Origin of the sequence: Leifsonia naganoensis (assembly GCF_013410615.1) — a bacterium.
GTDB classification, from domain to species: domain Bacteria; phylum Actinomycetota; class Actinomycetes; order Actinomycetales; family Microbacteriaceae; genus Leifsonia; species Leifsonia aquatica.
This window is the reverse complement of sequence record NZ_JACCHJ010000001.1, coordinates 719,047-734,352: the sequence shown is the minus strand read 5'-3', so window position 1 is coordinate 734,352 and position 15,306 is coordinate 719,047. Positions and strand designations below refer to the sequence as shown.

14 protein-coding genes are annotated in these 15,306 nt (G+C 69.6%); 6 read left to right on the top strand and 8 right to left on the bottom strand.

What is annotated here, in order from left to right; translation table 11 throughout:
* Positions 1 to 55 precede the first annotated feature (55 nt).
* On the bottom strand, positions 56 to 847 hold the full coding sequence (locus HNR14_RS03555) for a LysM peptidoglycan-binding domain-containing protein (RefSeq protein ID WP_179699917.1): 792 nt from the start codon (positions 845 to 847) through the stop codon (positions 56 to 58).
* A gap of 72 nt (positions 848 to 919) precedes the next feature.
* On the bottom strand, positions 920 to 2,374 hold the full coding sequence (locus HNR14_RS03550) for a helix-turn-helix transcriptional regulator (protein WP_179699916.1): 1,455 nt from the start codon (positions 2,372 to 2,374) through the stop codon (positions 920 to 922).
* Between the two features lie 116 nt (positions 2,375 to 2,490).
* Between HNR14_RS03550 and HNR14_RS03545 the strand changes: the two genes are divergently transcribed.
* Entirely contained in the window at positions 2,491 to 4,368 is a 1,878-nt protein-coding gene (locus tag HNR14_RS03545; protein WP_179699915.1) for a phosphoenolpyruvate carboxykinase (GTP), read from the top strand.
* Between the two features lie 116 nt (positions 4,369 to 4,484).
* On the opposite strand, the gene HNR14_RS03540 is transcribed toward HNR14_RS03545, so the two are convergent.
* Positions 4,485 to 6,461 carry an ABC transporter ATP-binding protein gene (locus tag HNR14_RS03540; protein WP_179699914.1) on the bottom strand — a complete coding sequence of 659 codons (1,977 nt, stop codon included), beginning with the start codon at positions 6,459 to 6,461 and terminating at the stop codon, positions 4,485 to 4,487.
* A gap of 56 nt (positions 6,462 to 6,517) precedes the next feature.
* A complete protein-coding gene (locus HNR14_RS03535; protein WP_039923107.1) occupies positions 6,518 to 6,733 on the bottom strand; it encodes a hypothetical protein in 216 nt (71 codons plus the stop codon).
* A 94-nt stretch (positions 6,734 to 6,827) separates the two neighbouring features.
* Between HNR14_RS03535 and HNR14_RS03530 the strand changes: the two genes are divergently transcribed.
* The 3 genes from HNR14_RS03530 to HNR14_RS03520 are packed head-to-tail and all read left to right on the top strand — an operon-like array spanning position 6,828 to position 9,429.
* A complete protein-coding gene (locus HNR14_RS03530; protein WP_179699913.1) occupies positions 6,828 to 7,754 on the top strand; it encodes an ABC transporter ATP-binding protein in 927 nt (308 codons plus the stop codon).
* A complete protein-coding gene (locus tag HNR14_RS03525) occupies positions 7,751 to 8,602 on the top strand; it encodes an ABC transporter permease (protein ID WP_179699912.1) in 852 nt (283 codons plus the stop codon). Before HNR14_RS03530 ends, HNR14_RS03525 begins: the two co-directional genes overlap by 4 nt.
* A 17-nt stretch (positions 8,603 to 8,619) precedes the next feature.
* Positions 8,620 to 9,429, top strand: coding sequence for an ABC transporter permease (locus HNR14_RS03520; protein WP_039923114.1), 810 nt, complete (start codon positions 8,620 to 8,622; stop codon positions 9,427 to 9,429).
* A 28-nt stretch (positions 9,430 to 9,457) separates the two neighbouring features.
* Here the strand turns inward: HNR14_RS03520 and HNR14_RS03515 are convergent, their stop codons facing one another.
* The 4 genes from HNR14_RS03515 to HNR14_RS03500 form a co-directional block, all read right to left on the bottom strand.
* Positions 9,458 to 9,760 (bottom strand): hypothetical protein, encoded by a 303-nt coding sequence (locus tag HNR14_RS03515; RefSeq protein ID WP_179699911.1) that lies wholly within the window; start codon positions 9,758 to 9,760, stop codon positions 9,458 to 9,460.
* A 9-nt stretch (positions 9,761 to 9,769) separates the two neighbouring features.
* Entirely contained in the window at positions 9,770 to 10,198 is a 429-nt protein-coding gene (locus tag HNR14_RS03510; protein ID WP_179699910.1) for a hypothetical protein, read from the bottom strand.
* Positions 10,199 to 10,333: 135 nt separating this feature from the next.
* A complete protein-coding gene (locus HNR14_RS03505) occupies positions 10,334 to 10,765 on the bottom strand; it encodes a hypothetical protein (RefSeq protein ID WP_179699909.1) in 432 nt (143 codons plus the stop codon).
* Between the two features lie 98 nt (positions 10,766 to 10,863).
* Positions 10,864 to 12,345, bottom strand: a complete 1,482-nt coding sequence (locus HNR14_RS03500) for a hypothetical protein (RefSeq protein ID WP_179699908.1) — start codon at positions 12,343 to 12,345, stop codon at positions 10,864 to 10,866.
* A 338-nt stretch (positions 12,346 to 12,683) separates the two neighbouring features.
* Here HNR14_RS03500 and HNR14_RS03495 point away from each other — a divergent pair, with 338 nt between their 5' ends.
* The gene (locus HNR14_RS03495; protein WP_179699907.1) at positions 12,684 to 13,934 is read left to right on the top strand and encodes a S8 family peptidase; all 1,251 of its coding nucleotides are present in this window, start codon (positions 12,684 to 12,686) and stop codon (positions 13,932 to 13,934) included.
* Positions 13,935 to 14,149: 215 nt separating this feature from the next.
* Positions 14,150 to 15,265, top strand: a complete 1,116-nt coding sequence (locus HNR14_RS03490; RefSeq protein ID WP_179699906.1) for a hypothetical protein — start codon at positions 14,150 to 14,152, stop codon at positions 15,263 to 15,265.
* Positions 15,266 to 15,306 lie beyond the last annotated feature (41 nt).

Genomic DNA, 15,306 nt, shown 5'->3' with positions numbered 1-15,306 from the left:
GGCGCGCAAACGTACCGGGGCATCGCAGTCGGACTGGTGGACAGATCCGGGATGGTCAGCCGGCGTCGACCGGTTGCCCGCGTCGCGCCGGATCCAGGTTGATCGGCATGCCGGCCTGGAGCAAGGCGCGCATCGGATTCAGCCATTCCAGGTCGGCCAGAGTGATCCCGAGGCGACGTGCGACGCCGATCGGCGTGTCGCCCCTGGCCGGCGTGTAGGCGACGGCGGACCCGCCGGCCGTGGTGACCGTGCCGCGCGCGAACTCGGCAGGTCCGGAATCCTCGACGGTGGTCGACAGGCCGCGCGGGGCGATCTTCCATTCGATCGTGCCGCTCGCCACGGTCGTGAAGAGGCAGGTGCTCGGCGCCTCGTTCAACGTGGTCAGCTGCACCGAACGGAAGAAGGTCGGGTCACCATCGGGCACGATGCTGGCCGGGTTCAACGTGACCGCGATCCCGTGGTCAGGCGAATCCTGCGCGAACGATAGCGCGGAGTCGGAGCACTCGTCCGCGGCAGCGGTGGTCAGGCGGAGGGAGTCGGCGTGGACCGACGAGGCGGGGAACGCCAGGGCCACCTGACCGCCGGAGACGGTGATCGTGAGGGTGCCCGCGTCGGCCCCTTCCGGCGTCGAGACGGTCGCCGTCGCGATCACACCGTCCGGGAGGGGCGCCGGAGTGGGAGTCGCGCTCGACTTCGTCACCGGCTCGGTCGTGTGTGTGCTCGATCGATGGACCGGCGCCCCCGGCGTGCACGCGGTCAGCGCGAGCACGAGGAGGGCGCTGAGTGCGCCCAGACCCGTGGTCCGTGCCCTCGGTCGGCCGGTCTTCGTCAGCGGCGTCAGCCTCACGTGATCCCCCTCGAACGTCGGCGCGCCTTCCCCGGGCGCCCCGCCAGCCTACGGCTCGATCGCGTCTGAGTCCTACGCCCCGGAGTGCTGCTGCAGGAACCGGTACACGTCCGAGTCGTCGACTCCGGGGAACGAGCCCGACGGCAGGGGCGACAGGATGTGCGCGTGCAGGCGGGCGCTGGGCCACGCCTTGCCCGACCAGCGGCCGGACAGCTCCGACGGCGCCCGCTTGCAGCAGGACTCGTCGGGACAGCGGGATTCGGCCCGCACGGTCGTCTCGCGGCCGCGGAACCACTTGGCCTGGTCGAAGGGCGCGCCGACGCTGATCGAGTAGCCGCCCTCGGCGGTCGAGCCGACCTGCGTGGCACACCAGTAGGTCCCGACCGGGGTGTCGGTGTACTGATATAGCTCGGTGGTCCGGTTGGTGTGCGTGAACGCCCCGCGCGCGCCCCACTTGCGGCAGACGACCTGACCCTCGATGGAGCCGGTCACGTCGGTCGGCAGGGGCAGTCCGTCGTTCTCGTAGCCCTTGTAGAGGGCGCCGTCGTCGCCGACCCGCAGGAAGTGCAGGGTCATGTCGAGGTGGGCCGTGGCGAGGTTCGTCAGGCGCAGGGCCGCGGCCTCGTGGGTGACGCCGAACGCGTCGCGGAAGTCCTCGACGGCCAGATCCTTCTCCTTCTTTGCCTCCGCGAGGAACGCGACAGCGGCATCCCGGGGCATGAGGCAGCAGGCGGCGAAGTAGTTGATCTCGAGCCGCTGCAGCAGGAAGTCCGCGTAGCTGTCGGGCCGCTCGTGACCGAGGAGGCGGTGCGCCATCGCTTGCAGCGCCATCGACCGCAGGCCGTGACCGCCCGGGATGGAGGCCGGCGGCAGGTAGATGCGGCCGTTCTCCAGATCGGTGATGGAGCGGGTGGAGCGGGGGAGGTCGCTGGCGTAGATCAACTCGAAGCCCAGCTGCTCAGCCATCACGCTCACCTCGCGGTGCGTGAGGGCGCCGCGGGTGTGCCCGGAGGCGCGCACGCGCTCCTCGGCGAGCTCCTCGATGGCGGGGATGTAGTTGTTCTGGGCGCGCATCCGCTCTCGCAGCTCGGTGTTGGCCCGGCGCGCCTCCTCCGGGGTGGCGATCGCCTCGGACGCGCGGCGCGAAAGCTCGCGGTGCAGGCCGACCAGAGCCTCCAGCGTCTCGGTCGGCGTGCCCTTCGTCGGCTTCACCGCGGGCAGCCCGAGCGAGCCGTAGAGGGTACCGCGCTGCGCGCGGGCGAGCTCGATCTCGAGGGCGGCGCGCTCGTCCGGCGGCTCGGCCGACAGCAGATCGGCGAGCTGGACGCCCAGCGCGTTCGCGAGCGTGACGAGCAACGTGACACGCGGCTCGCGCTTGCCGTTCTCGATGAGGGAGAGCTGGCTCGGAGCGACGCCGACCTCCACTCCCAGCTCATCGAGTGTGAGCCCGCGGTTCGTGCGGAAGTGGCGGATGCGGTGGCCGAGCGTGGCGATGTCGGCGCCCGATTCGGCGGTGAACGGCTCCATGCGTTCACGATAGCGAAAGAATCGCGATTCTTTCCACCTTTTAGGCTCGTCCGAACCGCAGAAGGTCGCTGAAGCTGGATCTACAGCACTTCTTTCCGACCGAGAGGACGACGGGAATGACCATCGCCGAGCTTCCGCTGACCGAGACCGGCCGCACCGACGCGGACCGCGACGACCTCCGCGAGGACGCCACGTATGCCGCCGCCGGCCTCACCGCCCTGCACGCCTGGGTGGCCGACATCGCGGCGCTCACGCAGCCCGACGACATCGTGTGGTGCGACGGCTCGCTGGGCGAGGCCGACCGCCTCACCAAGCAGCTCGTCGCCGAGGGCAAGCTGATCCGGCTCAACCCGGAATGGCGCCCGAACAGCTTCCTCGCGCGCACCGACCCCGGTGACGTCGCCCGGGTCGAGGACCGCACGTTCATCTGCTCCGTCGACGAGGCCGATGCTGGGCCGACGAACAACTGGCGCGAGCCCGCGGGGATGCGCGCGGAGCTGCGCGAGGTCTTCGCCGGCAGCATGCGCGGCCGCACGATGTACGTCGTCCCGTTCTCGATGGGTCCGGTCGGCGGCCCGATCTCGCAGGTCGGCATCCAGCTCACCGACTCGGCCTACGTCGCGGTGAGCATGGGGATGATGACCCGCGTCACGAACACCGTCCTCGACCTCATCGCGGCCGGCCAGCCGTGGGTGCCGACCGTGCACAGCGTCGGCGCACCGCTCGTCGACGAGACCGGCCACCGCCACGACGACGTCGCCTGGCCCTGCAACGAGACCAAGTACATCGTGCAGTTCCCCGAGACGCGCGAGGTCTGGTCGTACGGTTCCGGTTACGGCGGCAACGCCATCCTGGCTAAGAAGTGCTTCGCGCTGCGGATCGCCTCGGTCATGGCGCGCGACGAGGGCTGGCTCGCCGAGCACATGCTCATCGTCAAGGTCACCTCTCCCGAGGGGCGCGCGTTCCACTTCGCCGCGGCCTTCCCGTCCGCGTGCGGCAAGACGAACCTCGCCATGCTCAAGCCGAGCATCCCGGGCTGGACGGTCGAGACCGTCGGCGACGACATCGCCTGGCTGCGTCAGGGTCCCGACGGCCGCCTCCGCGCCATCAACCCCGAAGCGGGCTTCTTCGGCGTCGCGCCCGGCACCGGCGAGCTCACCAACGCGACAGCGGTCGAGACGCTGTGGGGCAACACGATCTTCACGAACGTGGCGCTCCGCGACGACGGCGACGTGTGGTGGGAGGGCCTGACCGAGGAGCCGCCCGCGCACCTGATCGACTGGGAGGGCAACGAGTGGACGCCCGAGTCCGGACGCCCCGCGGCGCACCCGAACTCGCGCTTCACGGTCTCCGCCGCCCAGTGCCCTGCGATCGCGGACGACTGGGACGCCTTCGACGGCGTGCCGATCGACGCCATCCTCTTCGGCGGCCGCCGCGCGACCAACGTGCCGCTGGTGGCGCAGGCCCGCGACTGGACGCACGGTGTCTTCATCGGCGCGACGATCTCGTCCGAGCAGACCGCCGCCGCGGAGGGCACGGTCGGCGAGCTGCGCCGCGACCCGTTCGCGATGCTCCCGTTCTGCGGCTACAACATGGCCGACTACTGGGGTCACTGGCTCGAGATCGGTGAGAAGCTCGGCGCCGACGCGCCGGCCGTGTTCCAGGTCAACTGGTTCCGCAAGGGCGACGACGGCGGCTTCCTCTGGCCCGGGTTCAGCGAGAACGCCCGCGTGATCGAGTGGATCGCGCGCCGTGTCGAGGGCAGCGCCGGGGCCGTGGAGGCGCCCATCGGCCGCCTCCCGCTCATCGACGAGCTCGACCTCGACGGACTCGACCTGCCGGCGAAGGATGTCGAGGCTCTGTTCGAGGTCGACCGCGACAGCTGGCTGGCCGAGTGCGACCTGACCGAGGAGTTCTTCGACCGCTTCGGCAGCCGCGTCCCGGCCGCGCTGCACGCTGAGCTCGCCTCCCTGCGCTACCACCTGCGCGCCTAGCCCCCGCGGCGCCCGCGCCCCCGCAAGCCGCCGAGCACAGGAAAAGGGTCCGTTTCCATCGTCGAAACGGACCCCTTTCCTGTGCTCGGCGGCTGCGGGCCGCGGCGTGAGTCAGGTCAGACCAGGAGCTGGTGCTTGGCGAGGTCGCGGTAGAGCGGCGTGCTGGCGACCAGCTCGGAGTGCGTGCCGACGCCGACGACCCGGCCGTGGTCGAGCACCACGATCTGGTCGGAGTCGACGACCGTGGAGAGCCGGTGCGCGATCACGAGCAGCGTGCGGTCCTCCGCGACGGCGTCGATGGCCTCCCGCATGAGCTGCTCGTTGCGGCCGTCGAGGCTGGAGGTCGACTCGTCGAGCAGCAGCACGGGCGGAGCAGCGAGCAGGGCCCGGGCGATCGCCAGACGCTGGCGCTCGCCACCCGAGAGCATGATGCCGTCCTCGCCGACCGGGGCGGCCAGCCCGAGCTCGCTGCGCTCGAGCACCTCAGTGAGGTTGACCGCGTGCAGGACGTCGATGCAGGCCTGATCGGTCGCGTACGGCGCCGACAGCGTGAGGTTGTCGCGCAGGGAGCCGGCGAGCACCGGGGCGTCCTGCTCCACGTAGCCGATCTGCTCGCGCAGCGGCGTGCGCTCCAGGCTCCGCACGTCGAGACCGCCGAAGCGCACCTCGCCCGCGTCGACGTCGTAGAAGCGCTCGATCAGCGCCAGGATGGTCGACTTGCCCGCACCGGACGGGCCGACGAGCGCGGTGCGCTTGCCGCGCGGCACGGTGAAGCTCACGCCGTGCAGTACTCCGCCGTGCGGGGCGGCGGACTCGCCATCGGCCCCGGCGCCCGCGGCGACCTCCGCCTCGGCGACGACGTCCACGCCGCCGAACGCCTCCACGGCGACACGCTCGACCGACTTCGGTGCGGAGGCGGGCGACGATCCGGCGTCACCCGTCGCCGGTTCGTCGTGCTCGGGATACGCGAAGTGCACGTCGGCGAACTCGATGGCCGGGGCCTCCGGAGCGAGTCCTTCGTTCGCGGCGCCGACGGTCCAGGCCAGCGGCGCGATCTCGCGGTCGCGCTGGTCCTCGGTCGGCAGGTCGAGGATCTCCTGGATGCGACCCAGCGCGCCGAGGGCGGAGTTGACGGCGGCGATGGCGCCGAACGCCTGGCCGAGCGGCAGGATCATCATGAAGAGGAAGAGGATGAACGCCACCAGGTTCGCGACCGTGATCGCACCGCTGGCGACGCGGAACCCGCCGACGCCGAGTACGACCAGGAACGACACCTGCATGGCGATGCCCGCGACGGGCACGACCAGCGCCGAGATCTTCGCGACCTGGATGCCCATCCTGTAGGCGCCGGTGGCGTTCTCGTCGACGGCGGCGATCTCCCGGTCGGTCGCGTTGGCCGCGCGGATGGTCCGCACCGAGCTGATGGCGCGCTCGACCGCGGCCGCCAGGTCCCCGACCTTGTTCTGCGCCTTCTGGCTGGCGACGCGGATGCGGCCGGAGAGCAGGGTGACGACCAGGATCGACACCGCGACGACGAGCACCGTGAGCCCGAGGAGCACCGGATCGATGATCAGCATCGCGATGAGCGCGCCGACGAACGTGAGCGCCCCGCCGATCGCCTCCACCAGTCCCTGCGTCAGGACGGCGCGCAGCAACGTGGTGTCGGAGCCGACGCGGGAGACGAGGTCGCCGGTGCGGCGGGTGTCGAACTCGCTGATCGGCAGGCGCAGCATCCGCCCGACGAGCTTGCGCCGGGAGGAGAGCACGACGCCCTCGCCGGTGCGCTGGAGGAGGTAGTGCTGGTAGCCGGAGATCAGGCCCGAGACCACCACGAGCGCGACCAGGCCCCACACGATGCCGCCGAGGGCCTCGCCCTTGCCGACGATGGCGATCACCTGGCTGACGAGCAGCGGCTGGGCCAGGCTGGCCGCCGCGCCGAGCACGCTCAGCACGACGACGAAGGCGAGCACCTTCTTGTGCTCGAGCAGGTAGGGGAGGAGCTGGCTGAAACGGGCGCGGGGGCCGGCGTCGTCGGGGCGCCGGGAGAAGGGGGAGCGGCGTCGGGGGGACGCGGTGGGCTGCTCGGTGGTCATGGTCTTCCGTTCGGGGTGCTTCGGTTGCGACGAGGGGAGGGCAGACGGGTGGCGGTCTACATCCGACCGTACTTCTTGTGGACTGCCTGTTTGCTGACACCGAGGGCCAGGGCGATGAGCTGCCAGGTGGCGTTGGCGTTGCGCGCGCGGCGCACGGCGACCGCCTCGATCTGGTCGAGTTCGCGGTGCATCCGGGAGATGGCGCGCAGGGCGACGATCGGGTCGTCGGACCCGGCGTCGCCGGCGAGGGTGCGGAGGGTGCTACTGTCCATGCGGTCAACCATAGTTGACGCCCGAGATGTCGTCAACCTGCATTGACGCATCGGGGCGCCGAGATGTCGGCACCCGGGGCTACAGTGCTGAACTATGCCGACGCCCGTCATCACCGCCACCGACCTCGTCAAGACGTACAAGGACTTCCCCGCGGTCGACGGCATCAGCTTCCAGGTTGAGGCGGGGGAGTCGTTCGGGCTGCTCGGCCCCAACGGTGCGGGCAAGTCGACGACGATGCGGATGGTGGGCGCGGTCTCGACCCGGACGGGCGGCGACCTCAGCATCCTGGGTCTCGACCCCGACCGCTACGGCCCCGAGATCCGCTCGCAGCTCGGCGTCGTGCCGCAGGCGGACAACCTCGACGCGGAGCTGCGCGTGCGCGACAACCTCATCGTCTACGGCCGCTACTTCGGTCTGCCCTCCGCCCGCGTGCGCCGCCGCGCCGACGAGCTCCTCGAGTTCGCCCAGCTGGAGGACAAGGCGAAGGCGAAGGTCGACGATCTGTCCGGCGGCATGAAGCGGAGGCTGACGATCGCGCGGGCGCTCATCAACGACCCGCGCATCCTGCTGCTCGACGAGCCGACGACCGGCCTCGACCCGCAGGCGCGGCACATCCTCTGGGACCGCCTCTTCCGGCTGAAGGAGCAGGGCACGACCCTCGTGCTCACGACGCACTACATGGACGAGGCCGAGCAGCTCTGCGACCGGCTGGTCGTCGTGGACAAGGGCCGCATCATGGCCGAGGGCTCGCCGGCCTCCCTGATCCGCGAGTACTCGACCCGCGAGGTGCTGGAGGTGCGGTTCGGCTCGGAGCGCAACGCCGAGGTCGCCGGGCAGCTCGACGGCGTGGGCGAGCGGGTGGAGGTGCTGCCCGACCGCATCCTCGTCTACAGCGACGACGGCGAGGCCGAGCTGGCGCGGATCACCGAGCGCGGCCTCCACCCCCTCACCAGCCTCGTCCGCCGGTCGAGCCTCGAGGACGTGTTCCTGCGGCTCACCGGCCGGAGCCTGATCGAATGAGCGCCGAGACCGGCCTCGACACGTCCGGGGACGCGCGGGCGGCGCTCGCCGCGGCCGTGCGTCCGCGGCGGTTCGGCGCCTGGTACGTGGCCGAGCACCGCTTCCGGGTCATGCGGTCGTACCTGCAGACGCTGCTCGTCACCGGCTTCGGCAATCCGCTCCTGTACCTCTTCGCGATGGGCGTCGGCCTCGGGAGCCTGATCAGCGCCAACACCGGCCCGGACGCCATCGACGGCGTCAGCTACCTCGCGTTCGTCGCGCCCGCGCTGCTCTGCACTGCGGCAGTCACCGTCGCGAGCGAGGAGTTCACCTACCCGGTGATGCTGGGCTTCAAGTGGAATCCCACCTTCTTCGGAATGAACGCCGCGCCCATCGCCCCCGGCCAGATCATCGACGGCATCGTCATCTCGGTGATCGCGCGCCTGCTCGGCACGAGCATCGTCTACTACGCGTTCATGCTGCTCTTCGGCGCCGTCCCGGGCCCGTGGGGCTGGGTGACGGTCTTCGTGGCGACGCTCGCCGGCCTCGCCTTCGGCGCCCCGGTCATGGCCTACGTCGCGACCCTCGAGCAGGACACCGGGCAGATCGCGATGCTGATGCGCTTCGTGCTGCTGCCGATGACCCTCTTCTCCGGCACCTTCTTCCCGCTGACCAACATGCCCGAGTACCTCCAGTGGATCGGCTGGATCTCGCCGCTCTGGCACGCGACCGAGCTCTCCCGCGTCTTCGCCTACGGGTCGCCCGAGCCGCTCTGGCTCACGATCGTGCACGTCGTCTACCTGGCCGCCCTCGCCGTCGTGTTCTGGCTGTGGGCGCGCCGCATCACCGGGCGGAGGCTGAACAAGTGACCGCGACCGACGACCGGATGACAGCAAGCGTCTCCCGTTCGCGTCCGTTGCGCGCGCTGTACGCGGGCAACGCGACCGCGGTGATGCAGCGCGGCTGGCGCGCGACCCGCAGCACCAACTGGCTCGTCATCGTGTCCGGCTTCTTCGAGCCGATCTTCTACCTCCTCTCGCTCGGCATCGGCCTCGGCAAGCTCGTCGGCGACGTGCACACCTCGACGGGCCAGCCGGTCTCGTATGCCGCCTTCATCGCCCCGGCCCTCCTGGCGACCGCCGCCATGAACGGCGCCGTGTACGACTCCACCTGGAACGTCTTCTTCAAGATGCATTTCGCCAAGCTGTACGAGGGGATGCTCTCCACCTCCCTCGGGCCGCTCGACGTCGCGCTCGGCGAGATCCTGCTCGCCCTCGCCCGTGGCGCGCTCTACGCGCTCGGCTTCATGCTCGTCATGCAGGTGCTCGGCCTCAACCTGTCGTGGTGGGCGCTGCTCGCGCTGCCGGCCGTCCTCCTCATCGCCTTCGGCTTCGCCAGCTTCGGGATGGGCGTCACCAGCTACATGAAGACTTTCCAGCAGATGGACTGGATCAACTTCGTCCTGCTGCCGATGTTCCTGCTGTCGGCGACCTTCTACCCGATCACCGTCTACCCGGAGGCGATCCAGTGGGTCATCCGCTGCCTCCCGCTCTGGCACGGCGTCGAACTCGTCCGCGGCCTCACGACCGGCGCCGTCGACGTCGGGATGCTGTGGCACGTCCTCTACTTCGCCGTGATGGTCGTCCTCGGCCTCATCCTGACCACGCGCCGCCTCCGCGCGCTCTTCCTCGACTGAGGAGCACGCGGCCTCTGCCGGTCCTCCGTCAGAAGGCGCTGCTGATCGCGCGCAGGTCCGTCGCGCTCTGCTGGTCGGCTCCGAGCAGATCGTCCGCGGTCGCGACGATGGCGTCGGATGTTCCTTTCATCAGCGACGCGACCGTCGGCAGCGTATCCGCGAGTGCGCTCGTCGCATCGTTGAACGCGGCGTCGAACTCCTCGGTGCCGTCGACCCCGGCGGCGATTCCGCCCGGGAACCGCGTCGCCATCTCCCGCACGGCGGGGAGGGCGTCCGCGATGCCGCCCGCCGCCTCCGCCGCCGTCCGACGAACGGCTGTGATCCGCATCATGCCTGCACCTCAGAACGTGTCCAGCGCCGACATGCCCTCGGGCAGGAGGAAGCAGGGGGACCCGGCGTAGATACTCACGCCGGTCTGGCCTTTCGGGCCGGGCGCGACGAGATAGTTCGCACCGTCCTCGCCCGTGAGTGAGACGCGACGGAGACCGTTCGGGTTCTTGTCGATCGTCACCGCGAGCGAGGAGTTCGCATACGCCGATGCGACGGCCGTGACGAGTTCGTCGGTGTCTTGCGTGCCGTTCAACGTCAGGCCGGTGAACCCCGACCACGAGTACAGGCCGTCCGCCGCGCAACGACGCAGGTGAGCGGTCTGCTCGGTGCGACGCTCAGCGATCCACGCGGCGGGGACGAGTGCCACGAGCTCGTCCTGCATACGCAGCGACTCGGACTTCGCCTGCTCGGGAGTGAGACTCCCAGCGGAACTCTGCATGGTGTTCAGGCCTTTCGAGGGGTGAGATGGTGCACACGCGCTGAGCGTCGAGAGCACGAGGAGGGCTGCCGCTAGGGGAATGACAAGACGTCGCGTCAGGGGCCGGCGATCAGCTGTGATCCGCTTCATGCCCGCTCAGAACGTGTCCAGCGGCGACATGCCGTCGGGGAGGAGGAAGCACGGGGACCAGGCATCCATCGTGATGTCGGTGTGGTCCTTCGCTTCCGGTGTGATGAGGTATCCGGCGCCGTCGCCGCTCGAGAGGTCGACGCGCTTGTCGCCCCACTTGTCCGTCTTTATGACAACGACGAACCGACCGTCGGTTTCGAATTCCTTGCCGATCGCTTCGATAACAGTGTCCGTATCGATCGGCTGGTTGAAAGTGAGCTTCGTGAATCCGGCCCAGAGGTAGACGCCGTCCGCGTCGCATCGCCGCAGGTGCGCAGTCTGCTCGGTCTGGCGAGTGGCGATCGACTCCGCGGGAAAGAATCCGACCAGTCGATCCTGCATCGCGAGTGATTCGGCCTTTGCCTTCTCGAGGGTCATCGACGGGTCGACGGTCGACATGCTGTGCGTTCCTTTGATCGGATTGGGCTGGGGAGCACATCCCGCCAGTGTTCCGACGAGAAGGACGGGGGCGATGAGGTGCAACATGCGACGGGAGATCAATGGAGCTGCCTCCTCACATCGGCTATGAGGTCGCGATTGGCCTGATCGTCGGTCACGATCAGATTGTGATTGTCGACCAAGTCCCATGCTGACGGGGCTTGGTAGTACCCATCCCACGAGAATCCGCTGTCGGACCGCCGAGGCACGTTGTTGTCGCCGACCACCGCAAGTTCCTGCCCGACCTGCAGGATGTCCGGATAGGAGTAGTCGACGTAGCTTGTCGTCGGGTCGGGAGACCAGGTGGGAGGCATCCACGCGCCAGACAGGGAGACCACCTGGTCATAGTGTGCGCCGGCGACTTCAGACGCGGTGACGTTCGCGAGGCCCCAACTGTGACCGATCGCATCCTGTTGGGCGGCGGCGAAGGCAGGAGTCGCATCGAGGCCCGCTTGCAGCGAGGCCAGACGCCGTGCGGTCACGTCGGTCGAGGACATGGCGTTCGCTTCCATAATGCGACTGAAGTCCGGGCCGCCGAGAGTGCTGTCGTTCTCTCCAGGGAAGACGCCGTCTTTGTTGACGAAGACCATGGCGCCCGGATGGCCCTGGATGAGAGCGTTCGCCATCTCCTGCACCCCGCCCTTCCAGAAGTCCGGCATCCCCGTGAACGTCCCGGGGTTGTAGTAGATCACGTTGGTGGGAGTCTGTGAGAGGTCGCCGACCACCTCCACCACGCGGGACGCGTCGCGGTCGTAGAGATACAACTGCACGGAGCCGTCGACCGCGCGCTTCAGGTAGCCGTTCTCGGTCTCCAGCAGGGCGATCTTGTTCGCGTTCTCCGGGTTTCCGGGAAGCGCGCGCAGCCGAGCGAGTTCCGCTTCGTTGGCCGCCAGGTCGGTCGCGGCATTCGTCCGGTTGGCCGCGACGCGCACCACCGGCGGCAGTCCGTCGAGCCGGCCGAGGAACGGGGAGAGGTGCGTCAGGAGCGTCGCGCGCTGGGCGTCGCTCAGCGTGGTCCACCACCCCCAGACCTTCTCCGGATTTTTCGACAGCATCGCAGCGAGCTGGATCTGCTGCGCCGTCGACAGCGCTGCCAGCTGAGCGGGCGTGAGCTGGCTGAGCGCGCGCAGGCCCCCGGGTGCGTTCGCCTGGCCCGGTTGGGTCGTGCCCGGGAACGAACCCGACGACAGGTCCGCGACCAGCGGTTTCATCTCCGCCGCCAGGGCGCGCAGCTCCTTCACGACCGCCGTGTACGCGCGCTTGGCATCCTGCTCGTTGGACTGCGCGAGCGCGGCCTTCGCCGCAGCCGCAGCTTCGGCGCGCATCGGCGGCGCCGTCCGTGCGCCGATCTCGTTCGAGACACGGCGTGCGTGGTCGAGTTGGTCGTTCGCCCGGGTGATCAGGGCAGGGACCTTCGACGCCCCGTCGGCGATCGTGATGAGTGCCCTCCGGCGACTCTCGAGCAGCGTCTCCGCCGCACGACCCGCCTCTCCGCTGAACCCGACATCCCGAACGAGCGCGTTGTGCGGCGTGAGCGACATCCCCCAGCGCCTCGCCGGCCTTCGTGAACGCGGCCGCCATCCCGTATCGCGGAGCGCCCGCGAGCGCCGCGAGCTTCGCAACGTATTCCCCCATACGCCCCGACGATACCGACGACCACGACGCTCTCACCACCGTGTCCGCACCCTATTCCGGCCGAGTTCCACGCTGATGGATCGCCCACGGGTGTTCTTGTGCGCCGAGATTGGCGACGCGAGCGCGATCCGTGATACTTGTGGGTGGGGTCTCGGGGCATGCCGCCGGCGCTGACGCTGCGGGCCCCGAAAGGCAGTGACCGCACGGATGCGCGGTGCGCGCGACGGTTGCAGGATGGGGTGCGATGAAGTCGAGGGGAGCCCTCCGGGGCATGTTCGCGGGCGCGCTCGCCCTGGCTTTGGCGACTGTTCCCGCAGTCTCCGCGACGGCCGACACGACCGACGGCAACTGGTGGTACGACTACTACAACGTCGGCCAGGCGCACGCTGATGGCTGGACCGGCAAGGGCGTGAAGATCACGGTGATCGACGAGCAGATCAACCCGGACCTGCCGGTATTCTCGGGAACGAGCCTGAAGGTCGATCCGACCGCTTACTGCGGTGGTTCGCCGACGAGTGCAAAGGCAGACGAGGGATCGGTGCACGGCACGACGATCACCGCCCTTTTGATCGGCAACGGGACAGGGGGCGGCGCTGTGCGCGGCATCGCTCCTGACGCGTCCGTGACCTTCGAAGGGTATGGATCGAGCACGTGCGGCGCCAGCGCGAAGAACGCGAGCAGCATCGGGCGCGCGCTTCAAGCGGCGATCGACTCAGGAAGTGACATCATCACCACGTCTGTGGGATTCGACCTCATGTCGGAGCCGGACATGGCGATCCTCGCCGACGCCGCTTCCAAGGGCATCATCGTCCTCGCCTCCGTTCCGAACAGGAACGACGAGATCACCGGCCTGCCATCGCGGGCGAACGGAGTCGTCGCGGTCAACGCCGTCGACCAGGACGGGAAGATCCAGGCTTACGACGGAGTCGTGACGATCAACCCGGAGGTGACCGTCGTTGCCGCGGGTGTCGGGATCGCGACCGTCGGCGATGAGCAGTCGGCCAGCTGGGACGACTCGTATCGTGCCCAGGGCTCCTCAGAGGCGACACCACTCGTCGCCGGGATGCTGGCCGCGGCGAAGCAGAAGTATCCGCAGGCGACGGGCAACCAGCTGATCCAGTCGCTGATCCACAACACGACGCCGGACGATCACGGGCTCATTCGCGATACGACCACTGGCTACGGCTACGGCCCCGCCTCGCTCACTCATCTGCTCGCGGTGGATCCGACGACGTACCCGGACACGAACCCGCTCGTCGACAAGTCCTACGGCAAGCCGACGCCCGAGCAGATCGCCGGGGCGTCGACCTCGAGCCCCGAACCATCGAACGCCTCGGGATCGGGAGCATCAGGTGGGGGCGGCTCTGACGCCGCGCCGGTCGGACTCTTCATCGGAATCGGAATAGCGGTCGTGGTGGTCCTCGCTATCGTCGCCGTTCTGATCGTCGTACTATCGCGCCGGAGAGCTCCGCGCGGGAATGGGGGAAACGCATGAACATGGGGCCGTGGGAGACCCGACTGGCTAAGCTGGCGTCCGCAAAAGCGGACGTGAGCCTCCCGAACGCAGACCAGCTCGTAACTCAGCTGGAAGCCCTCAACCGCATAACGACCACGGCGAAGGATGATGTCGGGTTGAACGGGACGGCGGGCGAAGCCGCCACCGCCGCGCTGGGGTCGGTTGCTTCGAGGGCGGATGCTCTGTCCCAGAGCGTGGCATCCATTCAGACGCAAGTCGACTCCGCCAACGCAACCCGGCGCAACCTCGCCAACAACGAGCTGGACCGACTCGACAAAGATGCTCCGGCTGGGCTGAACAGCACGCAGGCGAATATCCTGCAGTCCGCGGTAACGGGTGCCACCTTCTTTCTCGGCCCGCTGTCGATCGTCGCGGGCCCGGGTGCTGTCGCTGCCGTCAACAACTTCATGGCAGCCAACCGCGAGTCGACCGCCCGAGCGGCGGTGCAGAAGGTGAGCGATGCGATGGACGCGTACGAGTTGTCCACCGGGTCCCAGACCGCTACCGGCGCCCGCCTCCCCGAATCAGCCCCATCCGGTCCTAGCTCCTCGACGCCTGGCGGCACGGGCGGCGGCACTCCCGGGGGCGGCAGGCTCCCCGCCGGCGGCTCGTTCGGCGGATACCCTGGCGCACACGTCGAGCCGCTCTCGCAGGTCGACACGGGCGGCGTCATCAGCCTCCCGCACACCGGCGGCACGATCGGCGGCGGCCACACCGGCACGGGCGTGACGCCCGGTACCGGCATCGACGGTTCCATCACGCCGGACGGCCCGATCTCGGGCGGTTCGACGACGCCCGGGTGGGGTTCGGGCGGCAGCAACGGCGGGCTCGGCGGCGGCAACGGCGGCGGCTTCGGCTCGACCCCGGGTCTGGCCGCAGGTGCGGGCGGGGCGCTCGCCCTCGGCGGTGCGAAGCTCGTCGCCGCGCGCGGTGGATCGATGCTCGGCTCTGGCCTCAACGCCAAGGTGGGCTCGCTCGGCGCCGGTGGTGCCGGCGGCAAGCTCGGCGGTCTGAGCGGCGCGGCGGAGACCGCTGCGGCGCGCTCCGGCTCGCTCGCGGGCGCAGGTCGCGCGGGGACCGGCGGACTGCTCGGATCCGGTTCGGGTTCGGGTGCCGCGGGAGCAGCAGGCGAAGGCGCTGCCGCGCGCGGCGGTGCCGGCGCGGGCATGATGGGCGGAGCCGGCGGCGCGGGCCGATCGGACGAGAAGCGGCAGGGCCGCGGACTCGGCGGTCCCATCGCACCCAAGATCGACGAGGACCAGGAGCGCGGACCCCGGTCGGCGTCGGCCGGTCCCGGCGGCCGCGGCTGAGCCGCGGACGTCGACTCACTAGGTGCTGAAGGATGCGGGCG